Annotated in this window: 13 protein-coding genes; 10 read left to right on the forward strand and 3 right to left on the reverse strand. The window is 67.4% G+C overall.

The window, feature by feature from the left end; translation table 11 throughout:
* Positions 1 to 13 precede the first annotated feature (13 nt).
* Complete coding sequence (locus MFF21_RS16525; protein WP_238312392.1) at positions 14 to 2,536, reverse strand: glycoside hydrolase family 16 protein; 2,523 nt, start codon at positions 2,534 to 2,536, stop codon at positions 14 to 16.
* 1,244 nt (positions 2,537 to 3,780) lie between these two features.
* On the opposite strand from MFF21_RS16525, the gene MFF21_RS16530 reads away from it, so the two are divergent.
* From MFF21_RS16530 to MFF21_RS16575, 10 genes are all read left to right on the forward strand, one after another.
* Entirely contained in the window at positions 3,781 to 4,485 is a 705-nt protein-coding gene (locus MFF21_RS16530) for a sugar transferase (RefSeq protein ID WP_238312393.1), read from the forward strand.
* A 209-nt stretch (positions 4,486 to 4,694) separates the two neighbouring features.
* Complete coding sequence (locus MFF21_RS16535; protein ID WP_238312394.1) at positions 4,695 to 5,867, forward strand: glycosyltransferase; 1,173 nt, start codon at positions 4,695 to 4,697, stop codon at positions 5,865 to 5,867.
* A 29-nt stretch (positions 5,868 to 5,896) separates the two neighbouring features.
* A complete protein-coding gene (locus tag MFF21_RS16540; RefSeq protein WP_238312395.1) occupies positions 5,897 to 6,844 on the forward strand; it encodes a GumC domain-containing protein in 948 nt (315 codons plus the stop codon).
* Positions 6,844 to 8,142, forward strand: coding sequence for a polysaccharide biosynthesis/export family protein (locus MFF21_RS16545; protein ID WP_238312396.1), 1,299 nt, complete (start codon positions 6,844 to 6,846; stop codon positions 8,140 to 8,142). The genes MFF21_RS16540 and MFF21_RS16545 overlap by 1 nt, the downstream gene beginning before the upstream one ends.
* 54 nt (positions 8,143 to 8,196) lie before the next feature.
* Positions 8,197 to 9,642: a hypothetical protein gene (locus MFF21_RS16550; RefSeq protein WP_238312397.1), complete on the forward strand. Its 1,446-nt coding sequence runs from the start codon at positions 8,197 to 8,199 to the stop codon at positions 9,640 to 9,642.
* A gap of 186 nt (positions 9,643 to 9,828) precedes the next feature.
* Positions 9,829 to 10,959 carry a glycosyltransferase family 4 protein gene (locus tag MFF21_RS16555; RefSeq protein ID WP_238312398.1) on the forward strand — a complete coding sequence of 377 codons (1,131 nt, stop codon included), beginning with the start codon at positions 9,829 to 9,831 and terminating at the stop codon, positions 10,957 to 10,959.
* A 40-nt stretch (positions 10,960 to 10,999) separates the two neighbouring features.
* Entirely contained in the window at positions 11,000 to 11,905 is a 906-nt protein-coding gene (locus MFF21_RS16560) for a glycosyltransferase family 2 protein (protein ID WP_238312399.1), read from the forward strand.
* A gap of 65 nt (positions 11,906 to 11,970) precedes the next feature.
* Positions 11,971 to 13,629 (forward strand): nucleotide-binding protein, encoded by a 1,659-nt coding sequence (locus tag MFF21_RS16565; RefSeq protein ID WP_238312400.1) that lies wholly within the window; start codon positions 11,971 to 11,973, stop codon positions 13,627 to 13,629.
* Between the two features lie 40 nt (positions 13,630 to 13,669).
* The gene (locus MFF21_RS16570; RefSeq protein ID WP_238312401.1) at positions 13,670 to 14,881 is read left to right on the forward strand and encodes a polysaccharide pyruvyl transferase family protein; all 1,212 of its coding nucleotides are present in this window, start codon (positions 13,670 to 13,672) and stop codon (positions 14,879 to 14,881) included.
* A 35-nt stretch (positions 14,882 to 14,916) separates the two neighbouring features.
* Positions 14,917 to 16,164, forward strand: coding sequence for a glycosyltransferase family 4 protein (locus MFF21_RS16575; protein WP_238312402.1), 1,248 nt, complete (start codon positions 14,917 to 14,919; stop codon positions 16,162 to 16,164).
* A gap of 78 nt (positions 16,165 to 16,242) precedes the next feature.
* Here MFF21_RS16575 and MFF21_RS16580 read toward each other — a convergent pair whose 3' ends face one another.
* A complete protein-coding gene (locus tag MFF21_RS16580; protein WP_238312403.1) occupies positions 16,243 to 17,097 on the reverse strand; it encodes a glycoside hydrolase family 16 protein in 855 nt (284 codons plus the stop codon).
* Positions 17,094 to 18,239 (reverse strand): glycosyltransferase family 4 protein, encoded by a 1,146-nt coding sequence (locus tag MFF21_RS16585; RefSeq protein WP_238312404.1) that lies wholly within the window; start codon positions 18,237 to 18,239, stop codon positions 17,094 to 17,096. The genes MFF21_RS16580 and MFF21_RS16585 overlap by 4 nt, the downstream gene beginning before the upstream one ends.
* Positions 18,240 to 18,508 lie beyond the last annotated feature (269 nt).

Genomic DNA, 18,508 nt, shown 5'->3' on the forward strand with positions numbered 1-18,508 from the left:
GTCTCGGGGGCTCTCAGGCATGGAACAGCCCGTGATCCTGGAAGTGGAAGTCGTCGGCCGTCAGGGAGGCGGCCTTCACGTTCTTCAGCAGGATCGTGTCCGTTGCGCTCAGCTTGATCAGCGTGTCGCTCCCCGAGGCGGTGATCAGGTGGCGCGCCTGCAGGTCGGCGAAGCTGGCGGCCTGGGACGCGTCGAGCACGAGCAGGTCGTGTCCGGTCTCGGCGCCGCTCTGGAATCCGGTCACCGTGTCCTTCCCGAAGCCGGCGGCGAAGACGAAGGTGTCGCCGCCCGCACTCTTGAACAGATCCGTCACGCCCGCCGTCGACGTGAGCGTGACGCCGGCTTTGTAGGCCGTCTGTGAGTGGGACTGATCGAGATTCGTCCGATCGAGGAGGACGACCTTGCCGCTGCCGTCGAGGACGCTGTGCTCGGCCGTGTAACTCTGGCCGGTGATGCCGCTCTTATAGATGTCCTTGGACTTGTCGGCATGGATCTGCGTCTGCGTGACGAGGCCGTTGCTTCCGTAGGCCACGGTGTCCGAGCTGCCATCGGCCTTGACCACCCCATGCGACGTGAGCGTGCCCGCGGCGTCGTAGAGATCGGTGATCTTCGTGCCCGTCGCCGGATCGTAGCTGTAGCCGTAGGCGGGGCTGCCATCGGCATGGGCGCGGCTGATCGCGGTCAGGTTGCCCTTGGCGTCGTAGACGAGATGCTCGTCCGTGTAGTTCTGGCCGGTGATGCCGGTCTTGTCGACGATTTTGGACTTGTCGGCATGGATCTGCGTCTGCGTGACGAGGCCGTTGCTGCCATAGGCGACGGTGTTCGAGCTTCCATCGGCCTTCACCACGGCGTGCGACACCAGAGAGAGGTCCGGTGCGGTTTCCGCCCGAAGCAGCGAGGCGCCGCCGGTGCCGCTGCGGGCATAGCTGAACGTCTCCGAGCTGCCATCGGCCTGGACCACCGCGTGGGACGTGAGCGTGCCCGCGGCGTCGTAGAGATCGGTGATCTTCGTGCCCGTCGCCGGATCGTAGCTGTAGCCGTAGGCGGGGCTGCCATCGGCATGGGCGCGGCTGATCGCGGTCAGGTTGCCCTTGGTGTCGTAGACGAGATGCTCGTCCGTGTAGTTCTGGCCGGTGATGCCGGTCTTGTCGATGTCCTTGGAGCCGTCGGCGTGAACCCGCGTCATCGACGACAGGGTTCCGTCGGCCGCGATCACGACCGTCTGCGCGAGGGAGGCCTTGCCCAGGTTGCCCGCGGCATCCTGCGCCCGGGCGGTCAGAACATGCGTGCCCGCCGCGAGCGCGGGAAGGTTTCCGAAGCTGTAGACCCCCGTCACCGCGTTCGCCGTGGTCGTCGCAAGCGCCTTCGTGCCGTCGTAGAGCGTCACCGTGGCGCCGGGCTCCGCCGTGCCGGCGGCCAGCGGGTTCGGCACGGCCTTGCCGATCGAGCCCGCCAATTCGAGGAACGGCGCGGCCGGAGCCACGGTGTCGAGGACGATCGTCACCGCCTTGCTGGTGCCGGTCTTGCCGTTGCTGTCCGTGTCCTTCGCCGTCAGCGTATGCGTGCCCTCGCCGGTGAGGGTGACCTTGGCGCTCCAGCTGCCATCGGACTTGACCGTCGTGGTGCCGATCACCTTTCCGCCGTCGAGGATCGAGACGGTGGTCCCGGCATAGGCGGTGCCGACGGTGCCGGTGAGGGTCTGGGTGGCCTTGTTCGTCGTGCCGCCGGAGGTCGTCACGGTCACGACCGGAAGAACGGGTGCGCTGGCCGAGCGCGCCTCGTAGGCCCGGAAATAGTCGACGTAAAGCGAGACGTCCTTGAGGTTGGGATCGATCGGCCAGCCGCCGCCTGCGGCGAGGTTGATCATGAACATCAGATTGCTGTCGAGGGTCGCGGGCGTCGCGATCGACCAATAGGCCCGGTCGTCGAAATAGAACGTCATCCGCTCGGGCGTGATCTCGACGCCGTAGGTGTGCCAGCCCGAGGAGACGACCCCGGCCCCCGGTGTCGCGCGGGCATATTGCTTGGTTTCGCCCTCGAGCGTCTTCCCGGCCCAGTTCCAGTCATGCACCACGCTGGAGAACTGCGTCGGAATCGCGGTTCCGTAATTCTCCATCACGTCGACTTCGACGACATGGTCGCGGTCCGCGGAGAGCCGCTCCGACTCGATCCCCCAGAAGGCCGGCCAGATGCCGGTTCCCTGGGGCAGCCACATCCGGGCTTCGTAATAGCCGTAGGGGTTTCCGTCCTGCGGCGTCTTGCTGGTGCCGTCCGGGAAGGTGTTGGAGATCAGACCGCTCTGCAATTGGCCGCTGGCATCGCGGGTCATGTTGATGCGCAAAGCGGATTCCCCGCCCTGCTTGACGATGGAGAAGGGCGAATTGCTCGCGCTGGCCGACACGAAGCGGGCCTCGCCGAAGCTGCCGCCCCAGGGTTGACCACTGTACCAGTTCGCATCCGCCGTCCGGCTCGCCGAGACGCTCAGGGTGCTGAACTCGTCCGCAAAAACCAGATTGTATCCTGCCGGGGCCGTCATGCCGTTGCCCAATCATCAGAAGATCGTGCGAACAGCAGGATGTATCCAAAATAATAAAACGTGAATTTCGATCTATTCGGGAATTTTCTCGCGATAAATAGGCGAAGGAGGATTACGAATTTCGAATCACTAACGACAAATATTGTCCGATTTTATAACTGAACATTCATCATGCCTTGAGCGTGCCCTTTGCCCTGGAGAGGATGCCGAGGTGGCGCGAAAGACCGTGACGCAGCAAAGGCTTGAGGGAGGGGCGCTGAGGATCCGATCGGAGGGGCCGTCACCCCGGCGGTCGGCCGGGTTGGCCGCCCGATAGGCGCCGAGACCTCGGCCTTCGTGGCGATTTCTCGGCTCGCTGAGGTGGGCGCCGTTTGGCTGCGCGAGAGGGCCCCGTCCGCCCGCGCCCGCAGCCGTCACGGCAACGAGCTGCGCCTTCTGGCTCCTCTCCGAAAAGTTTCCTGGCCTCTCGGTTTCCGCGACCCGACCGCGCGAGGGACGCGAACCGGTTCGGCCGCGGTCCGGAGGCTCGCCGGCGGGTTCACGGGAAGCGTCCCACACAGTCCATCCTTGCGCGCGAGGCGTCCAACGGGAGGGAACTGCCAACGCGGGAGGCGAAATCAAACTATGCCGGTCGCAATGTCCGGATCGACAGATATCAGCGAGTTTTTGCGCAAGGAAAATTTGTACTCGGATCATAATTACCGCAATGGGTGACTTGATTCTTCAAGGATCAAAAACGGAATGAAAATGGTTTTTGCGCGTCTTCGGATGTTCCCGAATCCGTTGTGGGCGGCGGAGTGTCAAACTGAACTGCGTAGTCTCCCGATCTTTGCTCAACGGATGATCGCATCAACGAGAGGCTGCTGGTTTTGGTGCGCCGCACCATGAGCGGTTTCGCATTCTTGCATCGAAAGATCTTGATCCGATTCGAATGAATACCTGAGAAGGCGCGTTTTCTCGGAGACCGAGAACAATATCTCTACGACTGGTTGCAAAATAGCTCAAGCACGCCACGAGCAGCAAAATTGTGCATATTTTCTGAACGTTCCGTGCTGCTCGATTCTACCTACGTAATACGAAATTACGTCAGGAAGTTCACTATTGCTCTCGTGGCTGGCCTCGAAGGGGGAAATAATAAGCCAGCTTGCCTATTTTTTTGGCTTTTCTTGTGCGCTGCAAACTGGAACACTGAGTTAATGTGTGGTAAATGTCTCCACTAAAGGTTGTGGCGAAAGGGGGACTGAGTGTCGAATCCAAATCTCTTTGCCTTCGGCATGCGTCTCAAGGGGGGTGCCCCCAACGTTCCGAGCCGGACCGCTTTCGCGGCGCGGCGAACGGTCGACCGGGCTTTCAAGCGGAGCTTCGATTTCAGCCTCGCGTTCTCGGTCCTCGCGATCCTGCTGCCGCTCTTCGCCCTTGTTGCGCTGTCCATCTGGATCGTCGATGGCGGCTCTCCCTTCTTCCGCCATGCCCGCCTCGGTCGGGGGCGTTCGAGCTTCGGCTGCCTCAAGTTCCGCACCATGCGCATCGATGGCCAGGAGGTGCTCGCCCGCCATCTTGCCGAGAATCCGGATGCGCTGGTCGAGTGGAACCGGACGCGCAAGCTGAAGGATGACCCGCGCGTCACGCCGATCGGCCGCGTGCTGCGCAAGACGAGCCTCGACGAACTGCCGCAGCTCATCAACATCCTCCGCGGCGAGATGAGCGTCGTCGGTCCGCGTCCGATCGTGGAGGAGGAGGTCGAGCGGTATGGTGATGCGGCGCAGGCCTATTTCGCGGTCCGCCCGGGTCTGACCGGTGCCTGGCAGGTGAGCGGCCGCTCCGACACGACCTACGCGGAGCGTGTCCGGCTCGACCGTCAGTATGTCGAGACCTGGAGCTTCCTGAGCGATCTGAAGATCATCCTCCGGACCATCCCGGTCGTGTTCTTCGTCAAGGGCGCCTACTGACCGCGATCGGGATGCGCGCGATGCGGCTCTCTGGAGTGGCGTCGTCGGTTTTTTGCTGAGGCGCCCTTCGGGCAGGGGCAGGGTTCTGCGCCCGGCCGATGCTCGATGTCCCCTCCCTGAGCGTCGCGGTCCGTAGGATGGCCGCGCGCCTCGCGGGCGAGGGCCGCGAGGCGTCGGACCGTCCCGATTGCCGAGGCCGGAGGAGTATCATGCGCGTTGCGATCATCCATTACTGGCTCGTCGGCATGCGGGGCGGCGAGAAGGTCCTCGAAGCCCTCGGCCGGATGTATCCGGAGGCCGACATCTTCACGCATGTGGTGGTGCCCGAGGCCCTGTCCGAGGATCTGCGCCGGCACCGGATCCGGACCTCTTTCATCGCGAAGCTGCCCCGCGCGGCGCGGAACTACAAATCCTACCTGCCGCTGATGCCCCTCGCCTTGGAGCAGCTCGATCTCAGCGGATACGATCTGATCATCAGCAGCGAGTCCGGGCCCGCAAAGGGCATCATCCCGCCCGAAGGGGCGGTGCATGTCTGCTACTGCCACTCGCCGATGCGCTACATCTGGAACATGTACCACGATTACCGGCGCACGGCCGGGCGCGTGGCCAAGGCGGCGATGCCGCTCATGACGCATTACCTGCGCACCTGGGACGAGAGCTCGGCGGCGCGGGTCGACCACTTCGTCGCCAATTCCCGCACCGTGGCCTCTCGGATCCGCCGCTATTACCGGCGCGAGTCCGACGTCGTGCACCCGCCCGTGGATGTCGGCGCCTTCGCGCCCGTCGGTCCGGAGGAGGTCGGCGACTACTACCTGATGGTCGGCGAACTCGTCCGCTACAAGAGACCGGACATCGCCGTACAGACCTTCAACTCCCTCGGCCGCCGCCTGGTGGTGATCGGAGGCGGGGAGATGCTGGCGGAACTGCGCGCGCTCGCCGGCCCGACCGTGCAGGTGCTGGGCGCTCAGCCCTTCGAACAACTGCGCCATCACTACGCGCGGGCACGCGGGCTGATCTTTCCGGGCGAGGAGGATTTCGGGATCGTGCCCGTCGAGGCCATGGCGAGCGGCCGTCCGGTCATCGCCTACAATCGCGGCGGCGCGACCGAGACGGTGGTGGACGGGCGCACCGGCACCTTCTTCGAGGAGCAGAGCATGGACTCGCTCGTCGACGCGGTCGAGCGCCTGGAGGGTATGCCGCTCGATTCGGCCGAGATCGTCCGGCACGCGCGGCAGTTCAATCCCGAGCGCTTCGAGCAGCGCATGCGCGAGGCCGTCGCGGGGGCCTGGGCGCAGGTTCACGGTCGGCGCCCGCCCACGGAGGCGCTCGAGGATTTGGCGCAACCGCTCCGGTTCGGAAGCCGCCGAGTGGCCTATGCCTGATGCCGTCGGCGGAGGGAGGGGCACCTGCGATGAGGATCACCCGCCAGTTTGAGCGGCCGTCCTCCCGCCCGATCTGGGGTGGGGATCGCCCGGTCGCGGACGCGACGCGGGGGCTCAAGGAGACGCTCCGCCTGCTGCGCCGGAACCTGCCGTTCCTGGCCGTCTGGGTATCGGTCTGGCTCGCCGGCGGGCTCCTCTACGTGAAGCGTCTCGCGCCCGAATTCGTGGCCAGCACCCAGGTGCTGCTGCAGCCGCGCCTGATCGTCAACGACGGTCCCGAGGACGTGCGCCACTTCCATCAGTTCACGGTCGACGGCGATCAATGCGAGACGGAGCTGCGGGTGCTGCGCTCGGAACAGCTGCTCTACCGCGTGTTCAAGATGCTCGATCTTGCGGATTCGCCGGAGAGCCGCAGCGGGCCCAACGGTCTGTGGGCGTTCCTCGCGGCGCAGGCCCACCGTCTCGAAAGAAACAGCCAGCCTTCCGATGCCGACATCGAGGCGTTCTATGCCTTCGCCGATCGGGTGAGAGCGCGCCGGCTCGGCCTCTCCTACGTGATCGAGATCTCCTACCGGGCGCAGAGCGCGGCGCAGGCCGCCCGCGTCGCCAATGCGATCGCGGTCGCCTATGCCGCGCATCGCCTGCGGGGCGTGCTTGCCCGCGAACAGCGGCGCGGCGTTTATCTGGAGAGCCGGCTGAAGGGCCTCTACAGCCAGATCCTGGCCGCCGATGCGGGCGTGCGCTTCGGGACGATCCCCGACGCACGCATGCCCGATGCCGATGTGCGCCTGCTCGGCCCCGCCAACGTGCCCCTGCGCAGCTCCTACCCGAAGAGCGGCCCGTTCCTTCTCATGATGGCGGGGCTCGGCACCTTGAGCGGCCTGCTGATCATCCTTCTGCCCGGGCCTGCGCCGGTCCGGCCCGCCGCTCGGCGGGGCCCTCTTCCGAACTTCCTTCAACGCATGAGGCTCGCGTGATGCGTTATCCCTTCCGTCTGCCTCTGGCCTTTCTCTCCCTCCTCGTCGCCGCCGCTCCCCTCAGGGCCGAGGATGGCTATCGGCTCGGCCCTCAGGACCAGCTCCAGGTCAAGGTGTCGGATCTGCGCGCCGGCACCGGCGAGGCCTATCAGTGGCAGGCCTTCACCGGCGAGTTCACCGTGGCCCCCTCCGGGAAGGTGGCGCTTCCGGTCGTGGGCGAGATCGATGCGAGCGGGCGCACCACCACCGACATCGCCGCCGACCTCGCGGCGCGGCTTCAGGCCAAGGCGGGCCTCGCCGCCAAGCCGGACGCTTCGGTGCAGATCGTCAAGTTCCGGCCCTTCTACGTCATGGGCAGCGTCGAGAAGCCCGGCGAGTACGAGTTCCGGCCCAATCTCAACGTCCTGCAGGCGGTGAGCATCGCCGGGGGGCTTCAGCGGGTCCCGACCGACGTGCTCCTGAACTTCGTCCGGGATGCGGTGCAGTCACGCGGCGAGATCAAGGAGCTGAGCGCGACCCGCCTCGCCCTGATCGCCCGCCAGACGCGGCTGGACGCGGAGATCAAGGACATCCCCCTGACCTTCCCGGCCGAGCTGGAGGTCCGTGCCCAGGAGCCCGAGATCGCCCGGATCCTGAGGGAGGAGCGCTTGGCCCTGGTCACCCGGCAGAACGCGGTGAACTCGCAGATCACGAACCTGACGCAGTACAAGGAATTCCTTGGGGAGCAGATCAACTCCCTGACGGCCAAGGACGCCAATACGGCCACGCAGCTCGACCTCATGAAGAAGGAGCTTGAGCGCATCACCAGCCTGGTGACGAGGGGATTGTCGGCGATCCCGCGTCAGCTGGAAGCCTCCGCGACGACCGCGCAGCTCGAATCGAACCGGCTGGATGCGCAGATCGCGATGATCCGGGCGCGCCAGGACATCTCGAAGGCCGATCGTGACATCCTCGACCTGCGGGACCAGCGCCGGAACACGGCGTTGCAGGAGGCTGCCGAGACCCGGATCAAGCTGAACGAGACGGAGGCGAAGCTCGAGGCCGCCAACAACCTGCTCTATCAGGCCGAGATGCGGTCGCCGATGACGGTGCTTGCCAACAGCGAGGCTTACGCCAAGCCCGAATACGTCATCTTCCGCCGTCGCGACGGGAAGGCCGAGACGCTGCCCGCGAGCGAGGACGATCTGCTGCAGCCGGGCGACGTGGTGCGCGTGCGTCCTCGTCTGGCCGCACCGTCTGGCGCGCCGGTTGCAAGCAACGGCAATGCCCGCGCCGCCGCGCAGGCGACCGACTTCTGAGGGTGGCCCGATGCGAGGGGCGGGCACAGGCACGATGCCAGGGGAGACACGCCCGTGAGCTGGCCGGCTGTCGTCCTGTGGCTGCTCCTCTTCGCGGCTACCTTTTCGAGCGGCCCGGGGCTCCTCTACCTGCTGATGGCCTGCGGCGCGCTCGGCTCGCTGCAGATGCTGCCGGGCGACGGAGGCGGCGCGAACCTGCTGCCCCAATCGGCCTGCGCCGCCCTGTTGGTCTGCAAGGTTCTGCTCCAGCGCGGCAACGTCCTGCGGGGGCTTGAGGCCGCGCTCGATCCGCAGCGACTCGTCCTGTTCTCGGCGTTCCTCGTCTACGCCGCCTTCGGTGCCCTGGTGCTGCCGCGCCTCTTCTCGGGGATGATGGAAGTCGTCCCGGTCTCGGCTTTCCGCTTCGGTACGGACGTCCTGAAACCGAGCTCGGGCAACATGACGCAGACCTGCTACATGGCCCTGTCATACGCGACGACCCTCGTCTTCGCGGTGATCGGTGCGACGCAGGCAACGCGCCACCACTACGCGCAGGCCGTGCTGGTGGCCGCCTACGTGCTGATCGCGACCGGCGTGATCGACCTCGTCACCTACACGCTCGGCATCGGGGCCGTGCTCGACCCCTTCCGCACCGCGACCTACGCGATGCTGACCGATGTCGAGGCGGAGGGCGCCAAGCGGGTCGTCGGATTGATGCCCGAGGCCTCCAGTTACGGATCCGCCTGCGTCGGCATGGTCGCCGCGCTCACCTTCATGCGGCACATCTACGGAAAAGGGACGCAGCAGTTGGTGGTGGCCCTGGCCATCGGTCTGCTGACCGTGATGATCCTGCTCTCCACCTCCTCCACCGCCTATGTCGGCTTCGCCGTGTTCGGAGCGGTCTACGGGATGGACCTCATGGTGCGGATGCTCAATCGGCAGAGCCTGCGCCGCGACTACGTCACGCTCGAACTCACGTTGATCGCGTTCGCGGCGCTCGGGGTTTTCGCGGCCTTCGTCATCAAGCCGGACCTTTTCGATCCCATCGTGCAGATGGTCGACAAGATGGTCTTTCAGAAGACGGCCTCGGCCTCCTATGTCGAGCGCAGCCTGTGGACCCGGGTCGGCTGGCACGCCTTCCTCGATTCCGGGGGGCTTGGTGCGGGTCTCGGCTCGATCCGCGTGTCGAACTGGGCGGTGTCCATTCTGGGCAGCACCGGTGTCGTCGGTGCGCTGCTGATGTTCGGCTTCGTGACCCAGATGATCGTTGCGGCGCCCCGCGAGGCGTCGCCTGAAGCCATTGTCTTCGCGACCGTGACCAAGCTCAGTCTTCTGCCCGTGCTCGTCATGTACCAGCTCTCGGGCACCATTCCCGATATCGGGATCGCTGCTTCCGCCGCACTGGGCCTGATCGCGGCGACGCATATGCCAAGCCTCCGCAGGGATCGGCGGCTCAGGCCGGAGCGCGGCTTGCACGCGCCGCTCGGGCTGTCGGCTCCCCTGTCCGAGGCGCGCCGATGACTGGTCAAGCGCCGTCGGCCCGATCCAAGGCCATTCTTGTGTGCAGTCTGTACAAGTCTATCTACTTAGATCGGCCCGACCCTGTTGCGGACTCTTCCAAGAGGATTGAAACTTGCCGTCATGGGCGCACCGCAATCCTCGTTTGTGGCGAAACGACGCGGTCCGCGTTTCTTCAGGGAGGGGCCGATGGCCCAGGCCGCCGGGCCTCCGTTCGCCGCCAGCACACTCGTGAGACCTTCGACCACGCAGCTTCCGGCACCAGCCTTCTCCATCAATGGTCGTTTCTATACGCAGCCCGTGACGGGGGTGCAGCGTTACGCCCGGGAGATCGTCCGCGAGATCGACGGGCTGCTCGTGCAGCAGGAAAAACACGCGAGCGTGATTTTGCCGCCGGTCACCTCCGGCCTCCCGCCCTTCGGCGCGATCGAGTCTCAGGTCGCCGGAGGAGCCTCGGGCCATACCTGGGAGCAGGCTGTGCTCCCGGCCCGGGCAGAGGCGCCGATTCTCAACCTGTGCAACACGGGCCCGCTGCTGGCCCGGCGTCAGATCGTGTGCATGCACGACGAGAACGTGTTCGTGGAGGCGGACAGTTACAGTTTTGTCTTCCGCGCCCTCTATCGTCTGCTTCTGCCGGGGCTGGCGCGTCGGGGTGCGATCGTCACCACGGTCTCGCATTACTCCGCCCGGCAACTGGCCAGGCATCTCGCGATCGAGCCGGGCGACATCACGGTGATCCACAACGGTCACGAGCACGCGCTGCGCTGGGATGCGGGAGCCTCGTTCCTGCCGGAACGGATGCCGCTGGACCGGCCGTTCGTGTTGCTGCTGGGCAGCCGCGCGCGCCACAAGAACGCGGCATTCATTCTTCGCCAGGCGGAAGTGCTCGACGGATTGGGACTCGACCTCGTGGTGGCGGGCGGCTCGGCACCGATCTTCGCACGTACGGAGATGGTCGAGGCGCGCAACATCCGCCGGCTCGGCTTCGTCACGGACCACGATCTGGCGTGGCTCTACGCGAACGCGCTCTGCCTCGCCTTTCCGTCCCGGGCGGAGGGGTTCGGATTGCCGGTGGTCGAAGCGATGGCGCTGGGCTGCCCGGTGGTGTCCTCCGATCGCACCTGCCTTCCGGAGATCTGCGGCGGTGCGGCCCTGTTGGCGGGACCGGACGACGCCGCGGCCTGGCAAGGGCATTTCCAGGCCCTTCTGGCCTCGTCGACGCTTCGGGCCGACCTGCGCGGGCGCGGCCGGGAACGCGCGGCGACCTTTTCCTGGCGGGCCTCGGCCCAGGCCTATCTCGACCTCATCGCGCGCCTGTGACGTGGCGCCGTTTCGTTGGCGCAATGCCGGAGACTTCACGATGACCCTCACGCCTTCCCCTCGCACCGGCGGGGCAACCCCGCGCGTCTGCGTCGGCATCGCGACCCGCGGCCGCCCGGAGCAGCTTGCCGCGATGATCGACAATCTCCGCTTCCAGACCCTGGCGCCGGAATCGATCATCGTCTGCTGCACGGGGCCGCAGGATGTGGGGGCGGCGACCGCCCGCCCGGGGGTGCGCGTGATCTACGAGCAGCCGGGCCTGGCCCGGCAGCGCAACGGCGTCCTGCGGGCCCTCCCGGAGGGCACCGATTTCCTCGTGTTCTTCGATGACGATTTCTACCCGCATCCGCGTTGGATCGAGACCGTCGTGGACGCCTTCCAGAAGGACCCGGTGCTGGCCTGCGTGACCGGCCACGTGGTGGCGGACGGGATCCTCGGCCCCGGCCTGACCCGGGAGGAGGCGCTGGCCGCCATCGCCGCCCATGATCCGGCCGCGAGCGACTGGGTGGTCGAGGGGTATAGCCCCTACGGCTGCAACATGGCCTTCCGTTGCGCGACCATCGCCGGACTGACCTTCGACGAGCGGCTGGTGCTCTACGGCTGGCTCGAGGATCGCGACTTCGGTGCGGCGGTGGCGCAGCGCGGCGGTCGACTGATCAAGCTCGGAACCGCCGTCGGCGTCCATCTCGGCGTAAAGGGCGGCCGTGTCTCCGGACGCAAGCTCGGCTATTCGCAGGTGATGAACCCGGTCTACATGCACCGCAAGAGCACGATGACGACGGCTCAGGTGCTTCGGCAGATCGCGCGCAACATCGCGGCCAACCTCACCAAATCCATCCGGCCAGAGCCGTATGTGGATCGTCGCGGCCGACTTCTCGGCAACCTGATCGCCGCGCTCGACCTCCTCCGCCTGCGCCTGACCCCTGAACGGGCGGCGTCCCTATGAACTACTCGGCGCCTCTCTTCCGCACGGACGGTTCCGGCAGCACGAGTCCTGTGCCGGAGTTTGACTTGGCGAATTCGCGTCTTCCCGAGTTCGACGAGCCGGCGGGTTCGTTGATCGGCGATCTGATCGCGGCGGTACGACGCAACGTCGTCGGCCTGCTTGTCTGGATCCTCGTCTGCGTCGCCGGGGCGGTCGGCTATGTGGTCACGGCTCAGCCGGAGTTTCTCGCGTCGGCCCAGATCGCGCTGGAGCCGCGCCTTCGCCTGCCGCCCGGGGCCGACGCCGCGGCTGCGGCCGCGGCCACCGCGCCCACCCTCGACAGCGCCCAGGCCGAGAGCCAGCTCCAGGTCATCCGCTCCGTGCGCAACCTGCGCTACGTGTTCGACACCCTGAAGCTCGACGCGGATCCGGCCTATGCGGATGCGGGCCCGGGCATGATCGGACGGATCCTCGGGGCGGTGGGGAGGCTCCTGCCGTTCGGAGGCGGCTCGTCGCTCTCGCCCGAGGAGGCCGCGGCCCGCGCCCGTGAGATCGCCTTCCAGAACTTCTCGGACCGGGTACAGGTCCGCCGCCTCGGGCAGTCCTACGTGCTGGAGGTGTCCTTCCGGGGCCTCACGGCGCGCGACGCCGCCCGGATCACCAACGGGATCGCGGCCTCCTACATCCGCGATCAGGTGCTGGTCCGCGCCGCCTCCGATCAGCGCGGGAGCGAGTTCCTGCAGGGGCGCATCGCCACGATCCAGGCGGAGAAGAAGGCTGCGGACGAGGCCGTCGCCAGTGGTGTGATTCAGCCGGACGTCCAGTTCCCGGACTCGGACGCGCGCATCGTCGGCGCGGCCCTGGAGCCGCTCACCACCGCCTATCCGCGGACGAAGCTCATCCTGCTGCTGGCCGGGCTCTTCGGCATCGCCAGCGGGATCGGCGCCATCGCGGTCCTGCACAGCTTCGACCGGGTCGTCCGCACGCCCGGACAGATCCGGCAGACCCTCGGCGTCGATTGCCTCGCCGTCGTGCCCCGTCTGCGCCACGGCGCGGCGAGGCTGCCGGACACCGCGGCCTTGGATCATCCGACTTCCGACTTCGCCCAGGCGCTCCGGCTCCTGCGGGCCGTTCTGTTCACCGCGGGAAATGATGGCCAGCCGGTCTCGGTCGGTTTCGTCTCGTGCCTGCCGGACGAGGGCCGCAGCGCGCTCTCGGTCAACTTGGCCTGCCTGCTGGCGGCCTCGAGCGACCGGGTGGTGCTCATCGATGCCGATCTCCAGAACCCCGATCTCAGCCGGCGTCTCGCGCCCAGGGCCGAGGCAGGGCTCGACGAATTCCTGAGGGCGCACCGGTCGGGCGCGGATCTGCCGGAGCTGCCCCTGGCGGGGACGCTCAGCTTCGTGCCGGCTGCCGCCGAAGGGCGCACCGCCCATCCCAACACCTTCCTCGGCGCCAGCCCCATGCGCGAGGCCCTGACACGCTTCGACGGGCGCCGAGATCTGATCCTCGACCTGCCGGCTCTCAGCCGCTCGTCCGACGTCCAGGCGATCGGCGACCTGCTCTCGGGCGTCGTCCTCGTCGCCGCCCTGAATCGAACCACGCTCGACCAGCTGACGGAGGCCAGGCGTTCGCTGCACGCCGCCAATATCCGCGTGCTCGGCGTCGTGCTCAACGAGCCCGACGCCCTTCGTAAATCGAGGAGATCCGTCTTTGCATCAGCCCTTGCCGCGGTGCGACAGTAGCCCGGTCCGGCCTTCGCGGCCGGAGGGACTTCGCGTCGGCTTGTTCAACGTCAAGTACAGCCCCAACCTGGGGGATGGCCTTCTCTCGGAGTGCCTGGAGGCGGAGCTCGTCCGCATTGTCCCCGGCCTCACGGTCGAGTCCTTCGATCTCGCCGGGCGCGACCGCTACGAGGCGGGCGGTCGTCTGCGCGGCGTTGCCCTGGGCGTTCTCCAGAGTAGCCCGACTCCCGTGCGGCACAGGCTCGCCCGCGTTCTGCTCGGCCGGTCCTTGCAGCGGATCCGGCCGTCGTGGCGGGCCCGGCTCGGGAGAATCGACGTGGCCGTGACCGGCGGCGGCAACCTGTTCAGCGACGCGGATCTCAACTTTCCGCTCAAGATCGATGCCGCCTGGGGGGAGTTGCGGGCGGCCGGTATCCCGAGCGCCGTTTTCGCCGTGGGCGTTTCGGACAACTGGTCCGAGACCGGCGCCGCGCTCTTCCGGCGGGCGTTTGCCGGCACGCAGGTGCCCTACGCGTCGGTGCGCGATACGCGCTCGGCCGAGATCTGGAATCGGCGGCTCGGACCCCATGGCGTGCCGCGCGCCCGGGTGGTGCACGATCCGGGGCTGCTCGTGGCCAGGCACGTCCCGCAGGAGCGCACGGGGGCTGGCCGGCCCCTGATCGGCTTGGGCCTCACCCATCCGACGGCGCTTCGCTACCATTCGGACGAGGAATCGCCGAGCGAGCGCAGCCTAACCCAATGGTATGTCGAGCTGGTGCGCGGGTGCCGCGCCCGTGGCTGGCACGTCCACGTCTTCACCAACGGCAGCCCGGAGGACGAAGCCTATCTGCGCCGCGTCTATCCGCTCCTGGCGGAAGGCGACTCCGCGGCGGGCCTCCAGTTTGCTCCCCGCTTCGCCAACCCGACCGAACTCGCGACCTTCGTCTCCGGCCTCGACCTGCTGATGGCGCACCGGCTGCACGCCAACATCGCCGCCTATTCCTATGCCGTGCCGCAGATCGGCTTCTCGTGGGATGTGAAACTGGCGAGCTTCCTGACCCAGATCGGGCGGAGCGATTACATCTGCCGGGCTGGTTCCGATGCGACGGACGATGTGCTGGCGCTCGCGGATCTTGCGATGCGGGAGGGGATCGATCGCCCCCGGCATCAGCAGATCGTCGAGGCGGCTTCCGCCGATGTCGCGGTCCTCGCCGAAGCCCTGAAGGTCGGAGCCGGGTTGAGCGCGTCACCCTCCCGCGAGGCGCAGGCGTGAGCGCGGCCGTTCTCCCCCGACCGGCGTCCAGGCGGATGCCGAGCCGCGTCGTGGTCATCAACGACCGGTCCCTCGCCTTCGGGGGCGCCACCGGGCTGGCCCTGCTCAGCGCGTCGCTGCTGCGTCGGCGAGGTCTTCCGGTCCGCCTGGTGGTGGGCGATTCCGGCGAGAACCCGGCCCTGGCGGATGAGGGCATCCCCGTGCATGCGCTCGGAGGCGCCCGGCTGCTCGACGGGGGCGCCATGGCGGGTCTGCGGGGCCTCTACGAGCCGCGCACCCTCGATCTGCTCGGCGCGGTGATCCGCGAGCACGACGATCCCGAGACGGTCTATCACCTCCACACCTGGAGCCAGATCCTCTCGCCTTCGGTGTTCCGGGCACTGGCTCCGGTGCGTGAGCGTCTGTTCGTGAGCGCGCACGATTTCTTCCTCACCTGCCCGAACGGGGCCTACGCTCTCTTCCGCCAGGGGGAGACCTGCCCGCATGTGCCGCTCGGGCTCGCGTGCCTCACCACGCAATGCGACCGACGCAGCTATGCTCACAAGCTCTGGCGCGTCGCCCGGCAGACCGTGCAGGCGGGGATCCTGCGCTATGGCGCGGTTGGCCCGGGAATCCTCGCGATCCACGCGGCCATGCGGCCGCTGCTGGTCCGCGGCGGGGTGCCCGACAGGGCGATCCGGACCTTGCCGAACCCGATCCGCCCCTGGAGTGCCGATCGGATCGCGGCGGAGCAGAACCGCGAATTCGTCTTCGTCGGCCGCCTTAACGAGGAGAAGGGGCCGGACCTCGCGCTCGCGGCGGCGCGGCAGGCCGGCGTGCCGCTCCACGTGATCGGTGATGGACCGCTGCTCGAGACGCTGCGGCAGGCCTATCCTGAGATGCGCTTCTCGGGCCGCCAGCCGGCCGAGACCGTCGCGCAACTCGTGCGCGGGGCACGTGCCCTGGTGATGCCCTCGCGCTATCCGGAGCCCTACGGTCTCGTCGCCGGGGAGGCGCTGTGGAGTGGGCTTCCGGTGATCCTCACCGATCAGGCGCTGCTCGCGGCCGACATCGTCGCCCGCGAGGCCGGGCTCGCCTGCGATCCGCGCGAGGTGGACGCACTGTCCGCGGCGATGGGACGACTCGCGTCCGACGATGCCCTGACCGAGCGGATGAGCCGCAACGCCTTCACTCGGACGGCCGATCTCGGCCACAGCGCCGAGGGCTGGATCGATGCGCTGCTCGACGCCTATGCCGGCGCGCTTCCGGCGCTGACCACGAGCCGGGTCGCGGCTCCGGTGTGAGGCTGGATCCGGTCGTGCCGACCGGATCCTGGAACGCGCTTCATCGGGAAAGGATCATGGCGCGGCGAAGCGCCCGCCTCAACGGGACGCGGCGGGGCATCGTGCGGCCTGCCCGTCCGGATCGGGCGCGTAGACATGCACGTAATCCACGTACAGCACGGAGGGATTGGGCGTCCGGTCGATCGGGAAGCCCGAGCCCAGGGCGAGATTGACGAGCGGAAAGAGCGGCTTGTCGAGTTCGGCCGGCGTCGGCTTTTCCCAGACCGGCTTGCGGTCGAGGTAGTAGGTGATCGTCTCGGGCGTGACCCGCACGCCGTAGGTGTGGAAGCTGTCGAGCAGCGAGCCTGACGGCACGGGGACCTTGTGCACCGTATGGGTGCTGCGCTTCTCGTCCGCGCCCTTGTACCAGACATGCAGGGCCGCCGAGTAGGCGGCATCCGCGTGGCCGTAATACTCGATCACGTCGATCTCGATGCTGGGCGTCTTGTCGGTGTTCGGGCGCTTGGTGCCGAGCCAGAACGCGGGCCACGTGCCGGCACCCGGCGGCAGGCGCATGCGGGCTTCGAAGTAGCCGTAGCGCACGCCGAAGCCGGCGCCGGTGCCGTCCGAAGCCGCAAGCAGGCCCGAACGCCACTTCCCCGCCTCGTCCCTGCGCGCGGTGATGCGCAGAACGCCGTTCTCGATCGAGAACGGGCCGGCCGGCGCGTCGTCGGCGAAACGGGCATCGCCGAAATCCCCGTTCCAGGGCGTATGCGCGATCCAGCGCGCGGATCCGAGCACCCGCGAGGCGACGCTGAGGCTGTCGAAATCCTCCGTGAAGACCGGCTTGTAGCCGCACAGGTCGAGGGTCGGTTCCGCAGCGCAGGCGGGTAGGACCGACGAGCCCAGGAGGGCCGTGAGAAGGACGGCTTGCGGCTTGGGCAGGGTGATCATGAAGATAGCATCTCCCGGCTGATATCGACGTGGCGTTGGATGAAAGTCTCCGCTCCCAGCCCGGACTCCGCCATGTGGGCCTGGGCACGGAGCGCCCGGGTGCGGGCGGCTTCCGGATTCTCGGCGATGTCGAGCAGGGCTGCGCGAAGGGCTTCGGGATCGCCCGGCGGCACGTAGCGGATCGCATCCGGCCCGAAATAGCCGTCAAGTCCGCCGGTCGCCGTCGCAACGACGGGCACGCCGGCGAGCACGGCCTCCTGGACCACCGTGATGCCGCTGGCATGGAGGTTCGGCTTGAGCGGCACGCAGACGACGCTCGCCGTAGAGAGATGCTCCGAGAGTTCCGGATTGGAGCGGGCCCGCGTGATGCGCAGGTTCGGCCGGCCCCGGGCGAGCGCGCGCGGCGCCGTCCCGGACAGGATCGTGGCCGTGGCCTCCGGCAGGCCGTCGAGCGCGGCGGCGAGGGTCGCCCAGTCGCGATGCCGGTCGCTGCCGGGCGCCAGGATGCGCAGCGGTCGCGCCGTGCGCAGGACCGGCGGCGTGACCCGTTCGGCCGGGATGCCGAAGGGCACGAACCGGACCGGTTTCTCGGGGAACAGGGCGGCGGCGACGGCCCGATTTTCCGCGGAAAGCACCGTCAGCACGTCCACCCGCCGGATCAGCCGACGGTAGAGCAGCCGGTGGAGCGGCGAGATCCGGCTCCAGCGGTCGAACAGCCAGACACTCTGCCCGAGCAGCTTCGGCCGTCTCTTGCGGAAAGCGAGAGCCGCCGCCACCGCGAGATACTGCGATTCCGTGTGCGTCCACACGACATCCGCCTCGCGCAGGGATTCGCCCTGGCGGAGCGCGTGCAGCAGATCGAAGCCGGTGAGGATCCGCAGGCCGAGCCGCAGAAATTTCTCGGCCGGGTTTTCGGGATGCGCATGCGAGAACGAAAGAGCACAACCCATCCGCTCGGCGCGCCCGTAACCGTAGGGTGTCTCGTCGTTGACGCCGACGAGCGTGCCCGCCTGCCAGGCTTGCCGCCAAGCCTCGGCGTCCTTGTCCCGCGCCAGATGCACGAAGACGCGCAGAGGCCGGGCGACGCCTCGGTCGCGGCCAGCCGGAAGCGAAGCGGGAGCTACGGGCGCGCTTACCTGCAAAGATGCCTCCTTGAGGCTCGTCCGTAGCGGCGGTCTCGCCCTGCGCGCAGAGCCCGATGGACAGAAGGCCGCTTATCGATGCGACCGTGCATGAATTTTGCGATGCACTATCCGTAAGACTACTGCATGATGCAAGACATGGCTGGCCGATAGAACTCGACATGCAAGCCAGTTCGGATCACCTCCCTGTGTGTTTCAGCGGCGCTCGGTATTTCCACACGTGTATCCATTTTGTTGCGGTGCCAAAAATACCGTGTTCCGCCTAGAGG

This window comes from Methylobacterium organophilum, from assembly GCF_022179465.1.
GTDB lineage: Bacteria > Pseudomonadota > Alphaproteobacteria > Rhizobiales > Beijerinckiaceae > Methylobacterium > Methylobacterium organophilum.

Bases quoted from the DNA above. Each gene is read 5' to 3' on its own strand.
- MFF21_RS16545 (WP_238312396.1), top strand. From the start codon at position 6,844: ATGCGTTATCCCTTCCGTCTGCCTCTGGCCTTTCTCTCCCTCCTCGTC.
- MFF21_RS16560 (WP_238312399.1), top strand. From the start codon at position 11,000: ATGACCCTCACGCCTTCCCCTCGCACCGGCGGGGCAACCCCGCGCGTC.
- MFF21_RS16555 (WP_238312398.1), top strand. From the start codon at position 9,829: ATGGCCCAGGCCGCCGGGCCTCCGTTCGCCGCCAGCACACTCGTGAGA.
- MFF21_RS16575 (WP_238312402.1), top strand. From the start codon at position 14,917: ATGCCGAGCCGCGTCGTGGTCATCAACGACCGGTCCCTCGCCTTCGGG.
- MFF21_RS16535 (WP_238312394.1), top strand. From the start codon at position 4,695: ATGCGCGTTGCGATCATCCATTACTGGCTCGTCGGCATGCGGGGCGGC.
- MFF21_RS16540 (WP_238312395.1), top strand. From the start codon at position 5,897: ATGAGGATCACCCGCCAGTTTGAGCGGCCGTCCTCCCGCCCGATCTGG.
- MFF21_RS16580 (WP_238312403.1), bottom strand. From the start codon at position 17,097: ATGATCACCCTGCCCAAGCCGCAAGCCGTCCTTCTCACGGCCCTCCTG.
- MFF21_RS16525 (WP_238312392.1), bottom strand. From the start codon at position 2,536: ATGACGGCCCCGGCAGGATACAATCTGGTTTTTGCGGACGAGTTCAGC.